General features: G+C 72.7%; 23 protein-coding genes. 17 read left to right on the top strand and 6 right to left on the bottom strand.

Annotated features, from left to right (window positions below; genetic code table 11):
• The 16 genes from VF330_RS17780 to VF330_RS17705 all read left to right on the top strand — a co-directional run.
• Nucleotides 1-625, top strand: a 625-nt coding sequence (locus tag VF330_RS17780) for a hypothetical protein (RefSeq protein WP_330852728.1), incomplete at its 5' end; no start/stop codon positions are given.
• Complete coding sequence (locus VF330_RS17775) at nucleotides 618-1,337, top strand: SDR family NAD(P)-dependent oxidoreductase (protein ID WP_330852727.1); 720 nt, start codon at nucleotides 618-620, stop codon at nucleotides 1,335-1,337. The genes VF330_RS17780 and VF330_RS17775, both read left to right, overlap by 8 nt.
• On the top strand, nucleotides 1,334-2,407 hold the full coding sequence (locus VF330_RS17770) for an ABC transporter permease (RefSeq protein WP_330852726.1): 1,074 nt from the start codon (nucleotides 1,334-1,336) through the stop codon (nucleotides 2,405-2,407). The genes VF330_RS17775 and VF330_RS17770 overlap by 4 nt, the downstream gene beginning before the upstream one ends.
• Entirely contained in the window at nucleotides 2,400-3,260 is an 861-nt protein-coding gene (locus VF330_RS17765; protein WP_330852725.1) for an ABC transporter permease, read from the top strand. The genes VF330_RS17770 and VF330_RS17765 overlap by 8 nt, the downstream gene beginning before the upstream one ends.
• A complete protein-coding gene (locus tag VF330_RS17760; RefSeq protein ID WP_330852724.1) occupies nucleotides 3,260-4,084 on the top strand; it encodes an ABC transporter ATP-binding protein in 825 nt (274 codons plus the stop codon). Before VF330_RS17765 ends, VF330_RS17760 begins: the two co-directional genes overlap by 1 nt.
• Nucleotides 4,084-5,064, top strand: a complete 981-nt coding sequence (locus tag VF330_RS17755; RefSeq protein WP_330852723.1) for an oligopeptide/dipeptide ABC transporter ATP-binding protein — start codon at nucleotides 4,084-4,086, stop codon at nucleotides 5,062-5,064. Before VF330_RS17760 ends, VF330_RS17755 begins: the two co-directional genes overlap by 1 nt.
• Entirely contained in the window at nucleotides 5,061-5,885 is an 825-nt protein-coding gene (locus VF330_RS17750) for an alpha/beta fold hydrolase (RefSeq protein ID WP_330852722.1), read from the top strand. The genes VF330_RS17755 and VF330_RS17750 overlap by 4 nt, the downstream gene beginning before the upstream one ends.
• Nucleotides 5,882-7,102: a CoA transferase gene (locus VF330_RS17745; protein ID WP_330852721.1), complete on the top strand. Its 1,221-nt coding sequence runs from the start codon at nucleotides 5,882-5,884 to the stop codon at nucleotides 7,100-7,102. The genes VF330_RS17750 and VF330_RS17745 overlap by 4 nt, the downstream gene beginning before the upstream one ends.
• Nucleotides 7,099-7,953: a cyclase family protein gene (locus VF330_RS17740; protein ID WP_330852720.1), complete on the top strand. Its 855-nt coding sequence runs from the start codon at nucleotides 7,099-7,101 to the stop codon at nucleotides 7,951-7,953. Before VF330_RS17745 ends, VF330_RS17740 begins: the two co-directional genes overlap by 4 nt.
• Entirely contained in the window at nucleotides 7,950-9,386 is a 1,437-nt protein-coding gene (locus tag VF330_RS17735; RefSeq protein WP_330852719.1) for an MmgE/PrpD family protein, read from the top strand. The genes VF330_RS17740 and VF330_RS17735 overlap by 4 nt, the downstream gene beginning before the upstream one ends.
• Entirely contained in the window at nucleotides 9,383-10,858 is a 1,476-nt protein-coding gene (locus VF330_RS17730; protein WP_330852718.1) for a dihydroorotase family protein, read from the top strand. Before VF330_RS17735 ends, VF330_RS17730 begins: the two co-directional genes overlap by 4 nt.
• Before the next feature lie 104 nt (nucleotides 10,859-10,962).
• Entirely contained in the window at nucleotides 10,963-11,307 is a 345-nt protein-coding gene (locus VF330_RS17725; RefSeq protein ID WP_330852717.1) for a sigma factor, read from the top strand.
• 87 nt (nucleotides 11,308-11,394) lie between these two features.
• A complete protein-coding gene (locus VF330_RS17720) occupies nucleotides 11,395-12,111 on the top strand; it encodes a type VII secretion target (protein WP_330852716.1) in 717 nt (238 codons plus the stop codon).
• Nucleotide 12,112: 1 nt separating this feature from the next.
• Nucleotides 12,113-13,159: a CHAP domain-containing protein gene (locus VF330_RS17715; protein ID WP_330852715.1), complete on the top strand. Its 1,047-nt coding sequence runs from the start codon at nucleotides 12,113-12,115 to the stop codon at nucleotides 13,157-13,159.
• Nucleotides 13,156-13,437: a YbaB/EbfC family DNA-binding protein gene (locus tag VF330_RS17710; RefSeq protein ID WP_330852714.1), complete on the top strand. Its 282-nt coding sequence runs from the start codon at nucleotides 13,156-13,158 to the stop codon at nucleotides 13,435-13,437. The genes VF330_RS17715 and VF330_RS17710 overlap by 4 nt, the downstream gene beginning before the upstream one ends.
• Nucleotides 13,434-13,742, top strand: coding sequence for a hypothetical protein (locus VF330_RS17705; protein WP_330852713.1), 309 nt, complete (start codon nucleotides 13,434-13,436; stop codon nucleotides 13,740-13,742). The genes VF330_RS17710 and VF330_RS17705 overlap by 4 nt, the downstream gene beginning before the upstream one ends.
• Nucleotides 13,743-14,082: 340 nt before the next feature.
• Here the strand turns inward: VF330_RS17705 and VF330_RS17700 are convergent, their stop codons facing one another.
• A complete protein-coding gene (locus tag VF330_RS17700) occupies nucleotides 14,083-14,853 on the bottom strand; it encodes an ESX secretion-associated protein EspG (protein WP_330852712.1) in 771 nt (256 codons plus the stop codon).
• Between the two features lie 28 nt (nucleotides 14,854-14,881).
• On the opposite strand from VF330_RS17700, the gene VF330_RS17695 reads away from it, so the two are divergent.
• Complete coding sequence (locus tag VF330_RS17695) at nucleotides 14,882-15,652, top strand: helix-turn-helix domain-containing protein (RefSeq protein ID WP_330852711.1); 771 nt, start codon at nucleotides 14,882-14,884, stop codon at nucleotides 15,650-15,652.
• Here VF330_RS17695 and VF330_RS17690 read toward each other — a convergent pair.
• Genes VF330_RS17690 through VF330_RS17670 form a run of 5 tightly spaced genes read right to left on the bottom strand, consistent with a single transcriptional unit; the run spans nucleotide 15,567 to nucleotide 18,744 of the window.
• The gene (locus VF330_RS17690) at nucleotides 15,567-16,136 is read right to left on the bottom strand and encodes a hypothetical protein (protein ID WP_330852710.1); all 570 of its coding nucleotides are present in this window, start codon (nucleotides 16,134-16,136) and stop codon (nucleotides 15,567-15,569) included. The genes VF330_RS17695 and VF330_RS17690 overlap by 86 nt on opposite strands.
• A gap of 35 nt (nucleotides 16,137-16,171) precedes the next feature.
• Complete coding sequence (locus VF330_RS17685; protein WP_330852709.1) at nucleotides 16,172-16,843, bottom strand: hypothetical protein; 672 nt, start codon at nucleotides 16,841-16,843, stop codon at nucleotides 16,172-16,174.
• The gene (locus VF330_RS17680) at nucleotides 16,836-17,108 is read right to left on the bottom strand and encodes a hypothetical protein (protein WP_330852708.1); all 273 of its coding nucleotides are present in this window, start codon (nucleotides 17,106-17,108) and stop codon (nucleotides 16,836-16,838) included. The genes VF330_RS17685 and VF330_RS17680 overlap by 8 nt, the downstream gene beginning before the upstream one ends.
• The gene (locus VF330_RS17675; RefSeq protein WP_330852707.1) at nucleotides 17,105-18,307 is read right to left on the bottom strand and encodes a PPE domain-containing protein; all 1,203 of its coding nucleotides are present in this window, start codon (nucleotides 18,305-18,307) and stop codon (nucleotides 17,105-17,107) included. Before VF330_RS17675 ends, VF330_RS17680 begins: the two co-directional genes overlap by 4 nt.
• Complete coding sequence (locus VF330_RS17670) at nucleotides 18,304-18,744, bottom strand: hypothetical protein (protein ID WP_330852706.1); 441 nt, start codon at nucleotides 18,742-18,744, stop codon at nucleotides 18,304-18,306. Before VF330_RS17670 ends, VF330_RS17675 begins: the two co-directional genes overlap by 4 nt.
• Between the last annotated feature and the right edge of the window lie 41 nt (nucleotides 18,745-18,785).

Raw genomic sequence — 18,785 nt, 5'->3', positions numbered from 1 at the left:
CGCGAGCCTGCTCGCGATGCACGACCACCTCGACCGCGCCGTCGCCGAGCTCGCCTCGGCGGGGGTGACCGCGATCGCCTACGCCTGCACGTCCGGCAGCTTCCTCGGCGGCCGCGACTCCGACCAGGCGACGTGCGACGGACTGACCCGCGCCCACGGCATCCCGATCGTGACGACCAGCAGTGCGCTCATCGCCGCGTTGACAGCGTTGTCCGCGCGGAAGGTCGCACTCGCGACGCCCTATGTCCGCCCGGTCGCCGACGGCGCGGTCTCGTACCTCGACCAGGCCGGTTTCTCCGTGGTGGCCCGCAACGACCTGGAGATCCTGTCCAACCTGGACAAGGGCCGGCTGGAACCGGCCGCCAGCTTCCAGGCCGCGGCCGCCCTCGACGTGTCCGACGCCGACGTCGTCGCGATCAGCTGCACCAACTGGCGCACGCTCGACTCGCTCGTCGCGGTCGAGCAGGAGACCGGGCGCCCGGCGATCAGCAGCAACCTCGTCACGCTGTGGGCGTTGCTGCGGCTCGTGGGGATCGACGAGCCGCTGAGCCCGGACGTCCGCCTGAACACCCTGCCGCTGCCCGAGAGCGCCCGTGCCGAGTGGAGCGGGGTGGCCCATGTCTGAGACGGGACACCCGGTCGCGCTCGTCACCGGCGCCGCGGGCGGGATCGGCACCGCCGTGTGCGACGACCTCGCGGCCCACGGGTACGTGGTCGTGGCGGCGGACCTCGGGGGAGCGGCGCCGGCGAGCGCGAAGCACGCCGTCGAGCTCGACCTGCGGTCCGGCGACTCCTGCCGCGCGGCCGTCGCCGCGGCGGTGGCGCACGCCGGAACCGTCGACCTGCTGGTCAACAACGCGGGCATCAACGCCAGGGGCGCGACCGAGACCATGCCGGAGGAGGTGTGGCACGACGTCGTCGAGATCAACCTCAACGGCACGTTCCGCATGTGCCAGGCCGTCCACCCGGTGCTGTCGGTCCACGGCGGCAACGTCGTCAACATGGCCTCGACCGGCGGACTGGTCGCCATCGCGGGATCGGCGGTCTACGGCGTCACGAAGGCGGCGGTCATCCAGCTCACCAAGATCCTGTCGCTGGAGTGGGCGGCCGCCCGGATCCGCGTGAACGCCGTGGCGCCGACGATCGTGCCGAGCGCGATGACGGCGGACGTGCTCGAGAACGAGACCTACATGGCCGCGAAGCTCGCCTCGATCCCGCTCGGGCGGGTCGTGCGTCCCGAGGAGGTGGCGGCCGCGGTGCGCTGGCTCGCCTCGTCCGACGCGGCCATGGTCACCGGCCACACCGTGTGCGTCGACGGAGGGGTGAGTGTGCTGTGACCGTTCCGGAAGCAATCCAGGCGGAACCCGTACCGGCCGCGCCGAGGGAGAAGCGGCGGCGGCCCCTGCTCCGCTACATCGTCAAGCGGATCGCCATCGTGCCCGTCTCGCTGTTCGTGCTGGGCAGCGTGTCGTTCTTCCTCGTGTTCCTCATCCCGGGCGAGCCGGCGATCACGATCCTCGGCGACTTCGCCACCAAGGAGCAGATCGCCCACGTCAACAGCCAGCTCGGCCTCGACAAGCCGTTGCTGGAGCGGTACTTCTCCTTCTGGGGCAACCTGCTGCAGGGCGACCTCGGCACGTCGTTCTTCACGAACGAGCCGATCCTGCACGACATCGGGAAGTTCCTGCCGAACACGCTGGAGCTGGTGTTCTTCGCACTGCTGCTCGCCATCGGCCTCGGCATGGCGATCGGTGTGGTCGGCGCGTACTTCGCCCGTCGCATCCCCGACCGGATCATGAGCGGGCTCACCTCGGTGCTCCAGTCGGTCCCGGACTTCTTCCTGGCCCTGGTCGGCATCTACGTGTTCTTCTTCCTGCTCGGCTGGGCGCCGGCGCCGATCGGGCGGCTGCCGATCGAGTCGGGCTCGGCGGACGACCGGCCGTTCCTGATCATCAGCAGCCTCTTCACCGGTGACTGGACGACGCTCGGCGAAGCCGTGTCGCACGCCGCGCTCCCCGTGCTGTCACTGGGACTCGTCTACGCCTCCTACTTCGCGAAGACGGCCCGCGGCAGCATGGGCACCGCGCTCACCACCCCGCAGGTCGAGTTCGCCCGCGCCTGCGGCCTCCGTGAACGCACCGTCGTCTACTACGCGTTCGCCGCCTCGCGCACGACCGTGGTCACCTACATCGCGATCCTGTTCGGCTCGCTGCTCGGTGGCGCCGCGATCGTCGAACGCGTCTTCAACTGGCGCGGCATGGGCCAGTGGGCGCTCGACGGCGTGCTGAAGGTCGACGTGCCGATCATCCAGGGGTTCGTCGTCACGGCGGGACTGCTGACGCTGACCCTGTTCCTGTTGCTGGACCTGGTGGTCCTCTTCCTCGACCCGAGGGTGAGCTATGAGTAACCCGGCCGGCGTCCGGCAGCCGTTCTTCGCCCCGTTCGTCACGCGCAGCGCCCGCTACGTCCGGGCCAGTCCCGGCATCGTCGCCGGCGGTGGGCTGCTGCTCTTCATGCTGCTCGCCTCGTTCCTGGCGCCGCTGCCGCACGACCCGATCACGCCCGACCCGACCGCGGTCCTCCAGGCCCCGTCGGCCGAGTACGTCTTCGGCACCGACGCCAACGGGTTCGACGTGTTCTCGCGGGTCATCGCTGCGGGCCGCAGCGACCTGCCGCTGGCGTTGATGGGCACGCTCGCCTCGCTCGTGATCGGCCTGCTGATCGGCCTGCCGCTGAGTGTCAAGAGCAGGTGGAGCGAGGGGTTCATGCGGGCCCTCGACGCGTTCCAGTCGTTCCCGCTGATCGTGCTGTCGGTGACGATCGTGTCGCTGACCGGCAACGACATCCAGAACATCCTCTACGCCATCGTGATCATCAACGGCCCCCGGTTCATCCGGCTGATCCGCGGCGAGGCGCTGTCCATCCGCGACGGACGGTTCATCGAGGCCGCCATCGCGACCGGGGCGCGGCCGCGGCGGGTGGTGTTCCGGCACATCATGCCGAACGTCGTGGACGTGTGCCTCGTGCAGTGCTCGCTCACCACGGCCAACGCCGTGATCGTGATCGCGGCGCTGAACTTCCTCGGCATCGGCGTCTCCCCGCCCACCCCGACCTGGGGGTCGATGGTGCAGGTGGGCGCCCAGGCGATCTCGACCGGCCAGTGGTGGATCGCGATCTGGCCCGGTGTGGCGATCTTCCTCGCCATCGCGAGCCTCAACATGCTGGCCAACGGCATCCAGCGACAGGTGGAGGGCAGCTGATGCTCAGGGTGACGGGACTGACCTCCCAGTTCCGCGGTCGCGCGGGCGTGGTGAGGGCGATCGACGACGTGACGTTCGAGGTGCCCGAGGGCGAGTCCGTCGGGATCGTCGGCGAGACGGGGTCCGGCAAGTCCGTGACCATCCGGTCGGTGCTCGGGCTGCTGCCGTCGTACGGCGAGGTCGTCTCCGGCAGCGCCGAGTTCGAGGGCACCGACCTGGTCCGGCTGAACCGCGCGAGGCTGCGCGAGATCAGGGGAGCGCGGATCGGGTTCGTCGCGCAGAACCCGTTCGGCTCGCTGAACCCGGTGCTGTCCATCGAGAAGCAGTTCCGCAACGTCGTGCGGGCGCACCGCCGGATCAGCCGCACCGACCTGCGGGACCTGGCGGTCGAACGGCTCGAGTCGGTGCAGGTGCGCGGACCCGAGCGGGTGCTGCGCGGGTACGCCCACGAGCTGTCCGGCGGCATGGCGCAACGCGTGGTCATCGCGCTGGCGATGCTGCACGACCCGTCGCTGGTGATCGCGGACGAGCCCACGACGGCGCTGGACGTGACCGTGCAGCGGCAGATCCTCGACCTGATCGACGCCCAGGTGAAGCAGGGCCGGCGGTCGCTGCTGCTGGTCACGCACGACCTCGGCGTCGTCGCCCAGTACTGCCACCGGGTCGTGGTCATGAAGTCCGGGAAGGTCGTCGAGACCGGGCTCGTGGCCGACGTGTTCTCCGACCCCTCGCACGACTACACCCGGCAGCTGCTCGCCGCCGTGCCGCCCGCGCCGTGGGCGGACGACGTGCCGAGCCTGTCCGGCCAGGAGGTGCACCGCTGATGAGCATCATGCAACTGCACGACGTGCACCAGGTGTTCCGCCGCGGCGGCAAGGAGGTCCACGCCGTCAACGGGGTGTCGTTGTCGGTCGGCAAGGGCGAGACCGTCGCGGTCATCGGCGAGAGCGGGTCGGGCAAGTCCACGCTCGGCAGGGTCGCCCTCGGCCTGATCACCCCGACCTCCGGCGACGTCGTCTTCGACGGCATCCGGCTGGGGTCGTTGAGCAAGAAGGACATGCGGGCCCTGCGCTCGCGGATCCAGGTCGTGTTCCAGGAGCCCTACGAGTCGCTCAACCCGCGCATCAAGGTCGGGGACATCGTGGCGGAGCCATTGGTCATCCACCGGCCGGAGATGTCGCGCGCCCAGCGCAGGGACGCCGTGGTGGCGATGCTGGAACGCGTCGGTCTCACCGCCGAGCACGCCGGCCGGCTGCCGCGCAACCTCAGCGGCGGCCAGCAGCAGCGCATCGGCATCGCGCGGGCGATCATCACCGAACCCGAGCTGGTCGTGCTCGACGAACCGACGTCCTCGCTGGACGTGTCGGTGCGGGCGCGGGTGCTCGACCTGCTGCGGGACCTGCAGCGCGAGCGGGAGATCTCCTACGTCTTCATCTCCCACGACCTGGCGACGGTCGGGCTGATCAGCGACCGGGTCGCGGTGATGTACCTCGGCAAGGTCGTGGAGCAGGGACCGACGCATGAGGTGCTGACCCACCCGCGCCACCCGTACACGAAGGCGTTGCTGTCCGCGACGCTGAGCACGGTCGTGGGGCAGAAGCGGCAGCACGTGCCGTTGCGCGGCGAGATCCCCAACCCCTCCAAGGCGCCGACCAAGTGCGTCCTCAGTGGACGGTGCCCGGTCGAGATCGCCGAGTGCTCGTCGTGGCCGGTGGACCTGCTGCCGGTGGCCGAGCGGCACGACGTGGCGTGCCTGCTCGCCGACGTCGGCAGGCAGCCCGTCGAGCTCGGCGGACCGCGGTGAAGGGCACCTACCTCGCCGCCCCCTGGGGCGCGGTGCACGTCCTCACCGCGGGCCGCGAGCCGGTGGAGACCCAGCTGGCGTCGGGACGGCCGCCGCTGGTGCTGCTGCACCAAAGCCCGCTGTCGGCGCGCCGGTACCGCAAGGTGCTCGACGGGCTCGCGCGGTTCTGCGTACCGCTCGCGGTGGACACGCCCGGCTACGGCGAGTCCGACCGGCCGCCGGACGACTGGACCGTCGACGACTACGCCGACGTGGCGTGGTTCGTCGCGGACACCGTCGGTGCCCAGCGGCCGTGGCTGTTCGGGCGTGCGACGGGCGCGGTGTTCGCGCTGCACGCCGCCGCGCGACGGCCCGGTGCGCCGGCAGGTGTTGTCCTGCACGGGGTTCCCGTCTACACCGACGCCGAACGCGCCGACCGGCTGGCGTCGTTCGCGCCGCCGTGGCGGGCCACCGCCGACGGCGCCCACCTGAGCTGGATCTGGAACCGCGTGCTGGGTGAGTACCCGTGGGCGGATCCGGAGTTCGTCACCGACCTCGTGCGGGACTACCTGCACGCGGGCGCCGACTTCGCCCCGTCGTACCGCGCGATCTGGCGGCACGACCTGCGCGAGTCGGTGCGGGCCGCGGGCGAGGTCGCGCTGCTGCTGGCGGGCAGCGAGGACCGGATCGGGCACATGCACGCCAGGGCAGTCGAGCTGATCGGGCACCGCAGCGCCCTGGTGGTGCCGGGTGCCACGGACTTCCTCGCCGAACAGGACCCGGAGACGTTCTGCCGGGTGCTGCGCGAGGTCATCGAACCGAGGGGAGCCATGAGCGCATGAGCGAGACAGCACCCGCTCACAGCGATGGCCCGCTGACCGGGGTGAGGGTCGTGGACGCCTCCACGATCCTGGCCGGTCCGCTGTGTTGTCAGCTGCTGGGGGACTACGGCGCCGAGGTGGTCAAGATCGAGCACCCGAAGCGCGGCGACGGGATGCGCGGCCACGGCCCGTCCAAGGACGGCGAACCGCTGTGGTGGAAGGAGATCTCCCGCAACAAGCGGCTCGTCGCGGCCGACCTGTCGCGGGCCGACGGCGCGGAGCTGCTGCTGCGGCTGGCCGAGACCGCCGACGTGCTGGTCGAGAACTTCCGGCCCGGCACGCTGGAGCGCTGGGGACTCGGGCCCGAGGACCTGTGGCGGCGCAACCCGGCGCTGATCGTGGTCAGGGTGACGGGGTTCGGGCAGACCGGCCCCTACTCCTCACGTCCCGGCTTCGGCACGCTCGCCGAGGCGATGAGCGGGTTCGCCCACCTGACCGGCGACCCGTCGATGCCGCCCACGCTGCCCGCGTTCGGCCTGGCCGACTCGCTGTGCGGGGTCGCCGCGGTCGGCGCGACGATGATGGCGCTGTGGGAGCGTGACACGAAGTCGCCCGGCGTCGGCCAGGTCGTCGACATGAACCTGCTGACGCCGTTGATGACGGCGGTGGGCCCGGGACCGACGGTCTACGACCAGCTCGGCGTGGTCGAGCAGCGGCGCGGCAACCGTTCGCTGAACAACGCGCCCCGCAACACCTACCGCACCAGCGACGGTCGGTGGGTCGCGGTGTCGACCAGCGCGCAGAGCATCGCGGAACGGGTCATGCGGCTCGTCGGGCACCCCGAGGTGATCGACGAACCGTGGTTCGCCACCGGCGGGCAGCGCGCGTTGCACGCGGACCTGTTGGACGGCCACGTCTCCACGTGGATCGGGCAGCGCACCCGCGACGAGGTGATCGAGCAGTTCACCGCCGCGGGCGCGGCCGTGGCGCCGATCTACGACGCCGCGGACATCGTCGCCGACGAGCACGTCCGGGCGACCGGGATGGTGCGCAAGGTCGCCGACGACAAGCTCGGCGACGTGCTGATGCACGACGTCATGTGGGGCATGTCCCGGACGCCGGGACGGATCAGGCGGACCGGCGGCGACCTCGGAGCGGACACCGATCCGGTGCTGAAGGAGCTCGGGTACGAGGCGGCGGACATCGAGGCAATGCGCGAGCGGGGTGTGATCGCATGAGCGTCAACGAGGCGACCAGGGCAGACACGGCGACGTGGCTGGACTCCGCGCTGGGAACGGGGGTGCGGGTCTTCGACCTCGGCCGGCCGCTGTACCGGGGCATGCCGCAGTCACCGAACCACCCTCCCTACTGGCACACGCTTCCCCGCCGGCACGGCGACGTCGTCCGCGCCGACGGCGGGTCGGCCGCGGCCGACCACATCTCGCTCGGCACACACGTCGGCACGCACATCGACGCGTTCTCCCACGTGTCGCACAACGGGTTGATGTTCGGCGGCGTCCGTGCGGACGAGGCGCAACGCGGTGGCTCGATGACGTCGCTCGGCGCCGAGACGATCCTGCCGATGTTCCGGCGGGGCGTCCTGCTGGACGTGCCGCGCACCCTCGGCCTGCCGCGCTGCGAACCCGGCTACGAGATCACCCCGGACGACCTCGCCCGCACCGCGCGGGAACAGGGATCCGAGGTGCGCCAGGGCGACGTGGTGCTGATCCGCAGCGGCTGGGGCGTGCACTTCGCCGCCGGAGCGGAGGTCTACACCGGACACGACAGCGGCGTGCCGGGCGTCGGAGAGGCCGGCGCGCACTGGCTCGCCGGGCTCGGCGTGCACGCGGCCGGTGCCGACACGATCGCGTTCGAACGCCTGGCGCCCGGCCAGGGGCACAGCCTGCTGCCCGCGCACCGCGTGCTGCTCGTCGAGAAGGGCATCCACATCATCGAGACGATGGACCTGGAGGAGCCGGCCGCCGCGGGCGCGCACGAGTTCCTGTTCGTGTTGTCGCCGTTGAAGCTCGTGGGCGCCACGGGCTCGCCGGTCCGGCCGCTCGCCGTCGTGCCGGGGGACGCCTCGTGACCTCCCCGACGCTGAGCCAGACGATCGCCCGGTTCGCGGTCAAGACCGCCGCCGGTGACCTGCCGGCCGACGTGAGGGCCAGTGTGCGGCACCGGATCCTCGACGTCCTGGGGCTGTGCGTGGCGGGCCGCGCGCTCGACACCAGTGCCGCCGCACTCGCGTTCGTCGCCGAGCAGGGAGGAACCGGCCGGGCGCACGTCATCGGGGGCAGCACACCGGTTCCGGCCGCGCTCGCCGCGTTCGCGAACGGCGTGCTCGCGCACTCGCTGGACTACGACGACACGCACCTGCCGTCCGTGCTGCACCCCAGCGCGAGCGTCGTCCCGGCCGCCCTGGCCGCGGCGCAGGACAACGGCGTCAGCGGCGACCTGCTGATCGCCGCCGTGGCCGCGGGGCTGGAGGTCTGCGTCCGCGTCGGCATGGCCGGCTACGACCCGGACAGCGGCAACTCCGTGTTCTTCGAGCACGGCCAGCACGCCACGTCCATCTGCGGGGCGGTGGGCAGCGCCGTCGCGGCGGCGTTGCTCGGCGGCGCCGGCGAGGAGGAGATCGCGCACGCGATCGGCATCGTGGCGTCGCAGTCGTCCGGGATCATCGAGGCGAACCGCACCGGCGGCACCGTCAAGCGCCTGCACTGCGGGTGGGCCGCGCAGGCAGGGGTGTCGAGCGCGCGGCTGGCACACCACGGCTTCACCGGCCCGCCGACGGTGTTCGAGGGCAGGTTCGGCTTCTTCGAGGCGTTCCTGCGCGGCGAGTACCGGCCGGAGGCGATCACCGGCGGGCTGGGCACCGACTGGGAGGTGCCGCGCATCTTCTTCAAGCCCTACCCCGCGAACCACTTCACGCACACGATCGTCGACGCCGCCGCAGACCTGCGCAGACAAGGGCTGGAGCCGGACGACGTCGAGTCGCTGGAGATCGGCGTGCCCGCGCCGGTCGTGCGGACGGTCGGCGACCCGATCGAGAAGAAGCGGACGCCCGGCACCCCCTACGAGGCGCAGTTCAGCGGGCCGTACGCCGCGGTCGTCGGCATGTTCGGCGGCGGCGGGCTCGGTGCGGCGCTGGCGGACTACGCGCCCGAGCATCTCACCGACCCGCGCCGGCAGGAGCTGATGCGCCGCACGAGCGTCGTGGCCGACGACGAGTGCACGGCGATCTTCCCCCACCAGTTCCCCGCCGTGGTGAGGGCGACCTCCCGCGACGGCCGCCGGTGGACGGCGAAGGCGCTGGCCAACCGCGGCGGCGTCGACCACCCGCTGACCGACGACGAGATCGCCCGCAAGTTCACCGACAACGCCGCCCCGGTGCTGGGCCCCGCGGCGGCGCGGGACGTGATCGACGCGGTCGCGGGCCTGGGCGACCGGACCGACGTGAACCACCTGCTGCGACTGACCGCACGGCGTGAGAACGAGAGCACGGAGGAGACGAGATGACCGCCTACGACCTGGTTCTGCACAACATCGACCTGGTCCTTCCCGGCGCGGACGAGCCGGTGCGCACCGCGATCGCCGTGCGCGACGGCAAGGTCGCCGCCGTCGGTCCCGAGCTCGCGACCGCCGACGCCGCGGAGGTGGTCGACGGCGGCGGCAAGCTCGCGTTCCCCGGCGTGGTCGACGCCCACCAGCACTGGGGCATCTACCACGAGCTCGCCGTCGACTCCGAGTCCGAGAGCCGGGCCTGCGCCCAGGGCGGTGTCACGACCGCGCTCAACTACATGCGCACCGGCCAGTACTACCTCAACCGCGGCGGCAGCTACGGCACGTTCTTCCCGGAGGTCCTGGACACCGTCTCCGGACGGGCCTGGGTCGACTACGGCTTCCACCTCGCGCCGATGATGAGCGAGCACATCGACGAGATCCCCGCGCTGATCAGCGAGCACGGCGTGCCGTCGTTCAAGGTCTTCATGTTCTACGGCTCGCACGGCCTGCACGGGAAGTCCAGCGACCAGAGCGACTTCCTGATGATCCCGGAGGGGGAGCGGTACGACTACGCCCACTTCGAGTTCGTCATGCGCGGGATCCAGGCCGCTCGCGAGCAGTTCCCGGACCTGGCCTCGGAGATCTCCCTGTCGCTGCACTGCGAGACCGCCGAGATCATGACCGCCTACACCGAGCGCGTCGAACGCGAGGGCAAGCTCTCCGGCCTGGAGGCCTACTCGGCGTCGAGGCCGCCCCACTCGGAGGGGCTCGCCATCACGATCGCCTCCTACCTGGCGCACGAGACCGGGCTCGCCAACATCAACCTGCTGCACCTGACCTCGCGCAAGGCCCTCGACGCGGCGCTGCGGATGGCGGAGGCGTTCCCGCACGTCGACTTCCGCCGCGAGGTCACCATCGGGCACCTGCTCGCCGACTACACCACCGCGAGCGGCCTCGGCGGCAAGGTCAACCCGCCCCTGCGCGAGCGGGCCGACGTCGAGGCGCTGTGGGAGGGCGTCGCGAACGGCACGGTCGACTGGGTGGTGAGCGACCACGCGTGCTGCAAGGACGAGCGCAAGTTCGGCGAGCAGCGCGACGACGTGTTCGCCGCCAAGTCCGGGTTCGGCGGCACGGAGTACCTGCTGGCCGGCCTCGTGAGCGAGGGCCGCCGCCGCGGCGTGCCGCTGGGCAGGCTCGCCGACCTCGTCACGGCCGCGCCCGCCCGCCGCTACGGGCTGCGCAACAAGGGGGACCTCGCCGTCGGCTTCGACGCCGACATCGCCCTGGTCGACCCCGACCACCGCTGGGTCGTGCGTGCGGAGGACTCCGAGTCCAGCCAGGAGTACACGCCGTTCGAGGGGCAGGAGCTGACCGTGAAGGTCACCGACACGTTCCTGCGCGGCAACCGGGTCCTGCAGGACGGCAAGATCGTCGGCGAGCCGTCGGGGCGTTACCAGTCGAGGCCGGTGGGTGTGAAGAAGCATTGATCGCCGATGAGTTTGGCCCGGCGGGACGGGTGGTAGCCGGGGGCCACGGCTTCCGGACGCTCCCGTCCTGAACGGGGGTCGTGCGGGCGACGAGGGGAAACACCGTGCGGGTTCGGGTTCGCAGGCAGCCGGTCGTCTCCCTCGAACCCGAGCGTCCCGAGGCGCTCGACGACCTCCTGGTGCGGGTGGCCGGCCGGGACGAGGAAGCCTTCGGGCGCCTGTACGACGCCGTGGCGAGCGCGGTGTTCGGGCTGGTGCGCCGGGTCGTGTCCTGCGAGGAACGGTCGGAGGCCGTCTTCGAGGAGGTCATGCTCGAGGTCTGGCGCACCGCGGGCGAGTTCGACCCCGGCCGCGGCAGGGCCGCGACCTGGATCCTGGCGACCACCCACCGGTACGCGGTCGAGAGCGTGCGGCCTCCCGAGGTGGCGGTCGGCGCGCTGGCTTCTTGACCTGCCGGCTGGTCCAGCCGCGCAGCGCTGCTGTCCCAGCGCGCAACGCCGATGTCGCCGAGGCCGGCGAGCGGTCAGGCTCACCGCATGAGCAAGCTGAGCCCCGAGCAGATCGCCCAGCACGCCCGCGCCGCCGGGTTCGAAGGCCAGGGCCTCACGATCGCGATCGCCGTCGCCCTCGCGGAGTCCAGCGGAGACCCGCGGGCGCACAACGCCACGCCGCCGGACGACTCCTACGGCCTCTGGCAGATCAACATGCTGGGCGCGATGGGACCCGAGCGGCGCCGGCAGTTCGGGCTCGACTCGAACCGCGACCTGTTCGACCCGCGCGTCAACGCGAAGGCGGCGAACGCGCTGTCGAAGGACGGCAGGTCCTGGACCCCCTGGTCCACCTACACCAACGGCGCCTACCGGAAGTACCTCGACGTCGCCCGCCGGGCGGCTCGGGGCATTCCGGCCACGCCGCCGTCCCGGCCGGGCGGCGGGCGCGGAGGCGACGGGTTCACGGTCGACCCCGCCGCGCTCGACCGGTACGTCAAGCAGGGCAGGGGCATCGCGGACGACATCGCCGCGATCGGCACCCGGCACGTGCGGCAGGTCCGCGAGATCGCCGACGACGGCTTCGGGCGGATCGGCAAGGAGACCGGCTTCGCCTCCGCCCTCGACTCGTTCGGGGCCGCGTTGCACCGGCAGGTGACCGGGGTCGGCCGCAACGCGGATCGCCTCGCGCGCTCCACCGGGCGCATGGCGAGCACCTACCGCGCGCAGGACGACGCGATCGCCGACGACCTGAAGCGAGGATGACGTGGACCCACGAGCGATCGCACACCAGTTCGCCGCCCGGATGATCGGGCACCGCAACGCGTTGGCGGGCAAGGCCGACGACGCCATGCGCGTGCAGTTCGCGCTGCACCAGGCGGGCAGCGCGCTGGAGGACCAGCAGGACGCGGTGCGCAAGGCCGCCGGGCACGCGCTCGACCAGTGGGAGGGCAGGAACTCGGAGCAGTTCGAACGGCGCTCCGACCGGCTGGTGAAGCAGCTCCGGACCACCGCGTCGATCAGCGCGGAGGCGGAGAAGGTGGTGGCGGGGGCCGGCAGCGCGCTGGTCACCGGGCACACGGCCGCGCAACGCCTGGTCGACGAGTACGTCACCAAGGTCGCCGGCGTGCTCCAGGCGGGAGTCGCGAGCGGGTCGCAGGCCGCGCTGATGAAGGCGGTCGCCACCGCGGCCGACCTGGAACCGCGGTACACGCGCGAGTCGGTGCGCACCGTGCGGCAGGTCAAGGCCGAGCTGGACGAGGCGAAGCGGAAGCTGAAGGCGCTGGAGAAGGAGGTCGAGAGCGACCGGGTCGCCGATCCCCGCACCACCAAGCCCGCGGCCGGAGGCAAGGGCTCGACCGGAGGCCGGGGCACGACGAAGCCGTCCGGCGCGAAGGCCCGGAAGATCGTGTCCGCCGCCCGCGGCGAGATCGGCACGCGGGAGAGCCCGCCCGGCAGCAACCGCAACCCCTACGGGCCGACGACCTTCTGGTGCTCGTCGTTCGCCACGGCGATGTGGCGCAGGGCCGGCGTGGACATCCCGGTGCTGCCCTTCACCGGCGACGTCTACCGCTGGGGACAGCGCCACGGCAAGGCCTACGGCAACGGCGACCTCAAGGGCAACGTGCGGCCCGGCGACGTGCTGCTGTTCGGCACCGGCCCGCAGAGTCCGGCCACCAGCAAGCACATCGGCATCGTCGAGAAGGTCGAGGGCGGCACCGTCACGCTGATCGAGGGCAACTCCGGCGACCAGGTGCGCCGCAACACCCACCAGCTCAGCAGCGCCAAGTTCTACGGAGGAGTGCACCCGTGACCACCGGAAAAGCGCACCACACCACGGGCATCGCGATCGAGGTGGGCGTGGGCGGCGGCCTGCGCGCCATCACGCTGACCGAACGGTCGATGCGCCTGGGCCGCGCCGCACTGGCCGACGAGATCCTCACCCTGGTGCGGCTCGCCACCGCGCGGGCCAACGACCGCGCCCGGCACCTGCTCGGCGACGAGCACCTGGAGACCCTCGGCCTCCACGTCGACGCCGAGCTCACCGAGGAGATCGAGTCCACCACACCGGAGAGCTGGATGGTCCGATGACACCCGAACCCCGTTCCCTGGACGAGGAACTGGCCGAGGACGAGGCACGCGCACCGCTCGGCCTCCGCGCCGCGCTGGACGCGATCACCCGGTCCGCCCGCGAGGACGACGTCGTGGTGACGGTCGACCTGCACGGCAAGCTCGTCGGACTCGAACTGGGCCCGCGCGCGATGGAGCTGCGGCCCGTCGCGCTGGCCGCCTGCGTGCAGCGGCTCACCGCCTACGCCGCGGAGGCCGCGCTGGCCGCGGGCGCCGAGGTGCTCGCGGCCGTGCTGGACGAGCCGGTGGAGCTGCGGCCGTCCTAACGGGACTCGGTGACCGTGTCGGCGAGGCGGCCGGTGATGCAGACCTGGTACGCCGGACCCACTGCTAGCCGGACTCGAACTCGGCCCGCGCGGTGGAGCTGCGGTCTGTTGCGCGGGCCGCCTGCCTGGAGCGCCTCACCGCCGGGGCCGTGCTGGACGGGCCCGTGGGCCTCCTGCCGTCCTGACGCGACTCGGTGACCACGTCGGTGAGGCGCCGGGTGGTGCAGACCTGGTCCGCCGGACCCACTGCTCGTCGGACTCGAACTCGGCCCGTCACGTCAGCCTCCTGCCTGCAGCGAATCACGGCCGTGCTCGACGAAGCGGTGGAGCGCCAGCCGTCCTAACGCGACGCGGCGACCATGTCGGTGAGGCGCCGGGTGACCCAGACCTGGTCCGCCGGGACCACCCGGACCCACTGCTCGTCGCGGACGTGCTCGGTCGTGATGACGTACCGGCCCGCGGTCGTGTCGGACCAGGTGAGCACCGGCGACCGCCCGCGGGCGCCGGTCACGGCCAGCTGGCCGGCGCCGAGCCGGCCCGCCTCGGCGATGGTCACCAGCGGACGCGTCGCGCTGCCCCGCACGCCGGCGTCGGCCAGCGCCCGTTCCAGCCCGCCGTAGCCGCTCTCGGCGTAGCCGCGCAGTGCCGCCGAGTACGCCGCGCGCGGCAGCAGCAGCTGCTCACCCGGACCGGCCGGGCGGTCGCCGAGCACCCGCGCCACCGCGTGCACCAGGTGCTCGGCGGCGAAGGGTTCCAGCGCCAGCTCCCGGGAGTTGAGCACGGCGAGCACACCCCGGCTGCCCCGCACCGCGGCGAGCACCCGCCACGGCTGCTCGCCGAACACCACCGCGTCGACGGACGTCGTGTGGTGGCGCAGCATCCCGAGCAGCTCCTCGAGCGCGGGATCGACCTCGTCGCCGCGGACCAGGCCGGCTTGCGCCAGCGATGCGAACACCTCGGTGCCCAGCTGGTCCCGGTCGGCCTCGGTGGCGCCGTGCGACGGCACGTCGAGCGCCAGCGGCGGGTCACCGAAGCCGAGGTCCTCCCACACCAGGTCGAACTCGACGTGGGACAGGACGACCGCGCCGGTCGACGGTGAACGCCGTGCCATCAGAACTCCCGTGGTTAATCTTGTCCGCGTGCAGCGGGACGCGGAGGTCGTGAGCGGTGTGCTGGTCGTGCGCGCGTCCGGCGCGGCCGCGGCCAGGGCCGCCCTGACCGGGTCGCCGTCCACGCCCGAGTCCGTGCAGTTGCTGATGCGGTGCCCGGTCCACCGGCCGCTGCCCGAGGACGTCCACGCGTTCGGCGACTGCTCGCTGCACGTGCTGCCCGTCGGCACGATCGTGCTGACCGTGCCGGAGGCCAGGCTGTCGACGGGGTTCACCGACCTGCGCCGGCTGATGTTCCAGCCCGTGCCGGTCGGCGACGGCCTGCGCTCCGCGTTCGCCGGCGCGGTCGGGCACGTCCTCGCCGCACGGGAGGTGCTGGACCCGGTCGGCGTCGCGCACCACCTGGTCGGACTGGCGGAGATGGTGCTGCGCAGCGCGTTGCGCGACGAGCTGGAACGCGCCGACATCGCCACCGGGCACCGGCGTGCCGCGTTGGAGCACATCCGCGCGCACCTCGGCGACCCGTCGCTGACGCCCGGCGAGGTCGCGAAGGCGCTCAACATCTCGCTGCGGCGGCTTTACCAGGTGTTCGAGGGCGAGCCGAACGTCGCCGAGCGGATCAAGATGCTGCGCATCGACCGCGCGAAGGCGCTGCTGGCCGACCCGGCGAAGGCCGACCGCGGGGTCGGCGAGATCTCCCGCGACTGCGGGTTCGTCAGTGCGACGCACTTCTCCCGTGCCTTCCGCGCGCTGGTGGGGCAGCCGCCGACCGACTACCGCCGGCACGCGCTGCCGCGGTGAACTCCACGCCGTTGACGAACCGCCCGGCGATGCCGGCCAGCTCCAGCCACCCGCGTCCGGTGGGGGAGTGCAGGGTGAACACGGCGATCCGCGGCCGGCCGGGGTCGGGCACGACGATCTGCAGCTGCGCCCCGACTCCCGTGGCCGGGACCCGCTCGACGATCACCGCCGGGTAGCCGTGCGCGGTCTTGGCGCTGGTCAGCTCGGTGATGCCGGGACCGCCGGCGTCGGCGAGGTGGAAGCACAGCTCCTCGGCCGCCTCCTGCGTGAGCACGCGTTCGACCGCGACGAGACCCGCCACCAGCACAGCCGGGTCGGCGCCGGGGTGCTCGACGACCGCCACGACACCGGCGTCGTGGCGCTGGGCCAGCTCGGCGGCCTGGGCGGCCGCGATCTCCAGACCGGGGTCACGGGCCCGGTCGGGGCCGCGCAGCCGCCGCAACACCGACAGCAGCTCGGCGGACGTCGCGTCGGCCGAGCTCACGGAAACCGGGATGACGCCCCGTACCGGACTGAGCCTCACCGGTCACCGAGTGCCGAGACGAAAGCGGCCGCTCCGCCGGAGGCCGTGCCGGAGGTGCGTGGTGCGGTGAACAACAAACCGGCCAGGTCGCTGCCCAGCGCCGAGTAGGAGCTCAGCGCGCTGACGACGCCGCCGAACAGCTCGTCGCGGCTCGGCACGTGCCCGGCCGCGTCGGTCCCGCCGGTGAGGAGGTGCCGCAACCGGTCCGCCACCCGCCGCGCGGCGCTGCGGTGGTCGGTCTCCAGGTCCCGTGCCGCGGCCAGCACGCCGTCGAGCTCGCGGCGCAGCCCGTCCAGCCGGGCCGAGGCGGCCACGTGGTCCGGGCCGCCGCGGAAGGACGCGAGCACCACGTCATTGTCCGCGTCCTCGATCGCGCTCCGCAACGCCCGTGCGCGCCGGTCCAGCTCTTCCGCCCTGCGCTGGTTCGACAGCACCGTCCCCGCCCACTCGTCCAGCACGTCGGCGGCGGTGCCCAGGGTGCGCCGCGCCGTCTCCAGGTCGTCGCGCAGGCCCGCCAGCCGTGCCGCGAACGCGTCGGCCGCGGCCCCTTCCCAGCCCGCCGGGGGTGCCGGGACCTCGACCAGGTGCCGGCACCGCTCGCTCGCCGCGGCGATGGCCCCCGGGTCACCCGGCACCGGGTCGAAGCCGAGGCCGCGGTAGTCACCCATGGCGCAGCTCGTCGGCTTCGCGGTAGGCGACGCCGGCCGACCGGAGCTCGGCGGTGGCGTCCGCGAGCCCGGTGCGCAGCGCGGCCAGCCGCTCCTCCCACACCCGCAGCAGCTCGTCCGCGGCCTCCGTGACACCCGGCCCGAGGTCTCCGCCCGCGCCCCGGCCGAGCGCCTCGACCACCCCGGTGAGCGCGTCGCCCGCGTCGTCCAGCCGCCGCGCCGTCACCTGCACGGCGTCGACGTCGACGACGTAGCCGTCGCTCATTCGCCCAGCACCGGCGGGACGCCCGGCGGGATGTCGTCGAGGAAGTCCATCCGCTCCGCGTACCGGTTGGTGTGGTGGCGGTCGTCCTCGCCGTTCGCCCCGGCCGAGGGCGGCATCATGCCGTAGCCGCCCGCTCCCGGTCCGCCCGCCGGACCGCGGCCGCCCACGCCCGCCACCGCACCGCCCGGCTGCTGGCCCAGCACACCGGCGGCGCCGCCCGGCACGCCTGGTCCGGAGCCGCCCAGCACGCCCGGCGCGGTCGTGCCCGGCAGTCCCGTCGTGGTGCCGGGGAAGCCGCCGGCCGGCGACCCGAACGCCGTCGTGCCGAACGGGGCGGCACCCGCGCCCGACGGGCCGAACGCGGCCACCGCCGTGCTGTCGTCGTTCCCGGCCGCCGGTGTCTGCACGTCCGGCGTCGGCACCGGCACCGGATCCGGTCGCCACGGCGGTGGCTCCGGCGTGTGCTCGGGCGGCAGGGGAGGGGGAGGCGGCGGCGGGGGAGGCGGAGTGACCGTGGTCGGTGGCTGGGTGACCGGCGGTGCCGTGTCGAACACCGGGAGGGTGCCGCGGGTGTTCCTGCTCTCGTTCTCGTAGACCTGCATGACGGCCACCGCCTCCGCCTTGGCGTCGCGCGCCTCGGCCTTGGTCGGCATGTGGTCGTCGGTCAGCTGCTCCAGCAGGTTCAGGCCCTGCGGCCCGCTGAGCACCTTGACGTCGTAGCCGTCCCGGAAGTGCTTCTCCGCCCAGTAGTGCACGGGTTCCGGCAGCCGCCGCTTCGTCTCCTGCAGCACCGTCGTGTAGTTGTCGAGGCCGCGCGAGACCCGCTCGGAGGAGTCGCCGACGGTCTCGCCCCACGACGTCAGCGCCGTGGCCGCCTGGGCGGCCAGCTCCGCCGACGGCCCGCGCCACGACGACGTGAGCCGGTTGACGACGTCCTGCACGGACCGGGAGGTCTCGCGCAGCTTGGGCGCCAGCTCCTGCCACTGGGCGCCGCGCACGGACATGCCCGGCACGTCCGCCGCGTGCACCATGTCCCACATCTGCTGGTGCGTGTACGCGTCCCAGCGGATGGTCCCGGAGTCGAACGCGTCGTCGAGCCGGTTCCTGCGGCGTTGCGCCCGGAGCCTGCGTTCGCGCCGGGCCTGCCGCGCGGACTGCTTGTGCTCCTCGGAGTAGTAGCCCTTGTCCCGCCCGCTCATGCCTGCCCCCGCAACGTCGCCGCGGCGTTCTCGTCCGTCGCCACCTGCGTCTGCTTCACGCTCTCCAGCGCCTGGATCACCAGGTCGAGCTGCTGCACGTAGGACGTCAGCGCGGCGCGGACACCGCCTTCGGTGTCCCTGGCCCGCAACCCGAACGCCTTGCGCATCTGCACCGCGACCGGTCCCGTGCCGTCCGTGAGCGGCGTCGCCAGCACGGCGCTGTCCGCCAGGTGGCCCGCCAGCTCGTCGCGGCGCCGGTGCAGCAGCCGGATCGCCTGGTCGAAGTCGCCGGGGTCGATCGCGATGCTGTCCGCGCTCGACGTGGGGATGCCCACCAGGCCGGTGCCGGTGACCGGACCGACGACCTCCAGGACGCCCTCGTCCCGGATCGACTTCTTCAGGCGCTCCGCCTCGTCCGCGCTGCCCACCCTGACCACGAGCGCACACTCCCCTTGTTCGTGGTTCGACGACTCAGCGC

The sequence above is a fragment of the Lentzea sp. genome, from assembly GCF_036380075.1.
GTDB lineage: Bacteria > Actinomycetota > Actinomycetes > Mycobacteriales > Pseudonocardiaceae > Lentzea.
Note: the sequence above shows the minus strand (reverse complement) of the source record. Positions and strands in the feature narration are given on the sequence as shown.

Bases quoted from the DNA above. Each gene is read 5' to 3' on its own strand.
- VF330_RS17775 (WP_330852727.1), top strand. From the start codon at position 618: ATGTCTGAGACGGGACACCCGGTCGCGCTCGTCACCGGCGCCGCGGGC.
- VF330_RS17765 (WP_330852725.1), top strand. From the start codon at position 2,400: ATGAGTAACCCGGCCGGCGTCCGGCAGCCGTTCTTCGCCCCGTTCGTC.
- VF330_RS17760 (WP_330852724.1), top strand. From the start codon at position 3,260: ATGCTCAGGGTGACGGGACTGACCTCCCAGTTCCGCGGTCGCGCGGGC.
- VF330_RS17755 (WP_330852723.1), top strand. From the start codon at position 4,084: ATGAGCATCATGCAACTGCACGACGTGCACCAGGTGTTCCGCCGCGGC.
- VF330_RS17745 (WP_330852721.1), top strand. From the start codon at position 5,882: ATGAGCGAGACAGCACCCGCTCACAGCGATGGCCCGCTGACCGGGGTG.
- VF330_RS17740 (WP_330852720.1), top strand. From the start codon at position 7,099: ATGAGCGTCAACGAGGCGACCAGGGCAGACACGGCGACGTGGCTGGAC.
- VF330_RS17730 (WP_330852718.1), top strand. From the start codon at position 9,383: ATGACCGCCTACGACCTGGTTCTGCACAACATCGACCTGGTCCTTCCC.
- VF330_RS17720 (WP_330852716.1), top strand. From the start codon at position 11,395: ATGAGCAAGCTGAGCCCCGAGCAGATCGCCCAGCACGCCCGCGCCGCC.
- VF330_RS17705 (WP_330852713.1), top strand. From the start codon at position 13,434: ATGACACCCGAACCCCGTTCCCTGGACGAGGAACTGGCCGAGGACGAG.
- VF330_RS17700 (WP_330852712.1), bottom strand. From the start codon at position 14,853: ATGGCACGGCGTTCACCGTCGACCGGCGCGGTCGTCCTGTCCCACGTC.
- VF330_RS17685 (WP_330852709.1), bottom strand. From the start codon at position 16,843: ATGGGTGACTACCGCGGCCTCGGCTTCGACCCGGTGCCGGGTGACCCG.
- VF330_RS17680 (WP_330852708.1), bottom strand. From the start codon at position 17,108: ATGAGCGACGGCTACGTCGTCGACGTCGACGCCGTGCAGGTGACGGCG.
- VF330_RS17675 (WP_330852707.1), bottom strand. From the start codon at position 18,307: ATGAGCGGGCGGGACAAGGGCTACTACTCCGAGGAGCACAAGCAGTCC.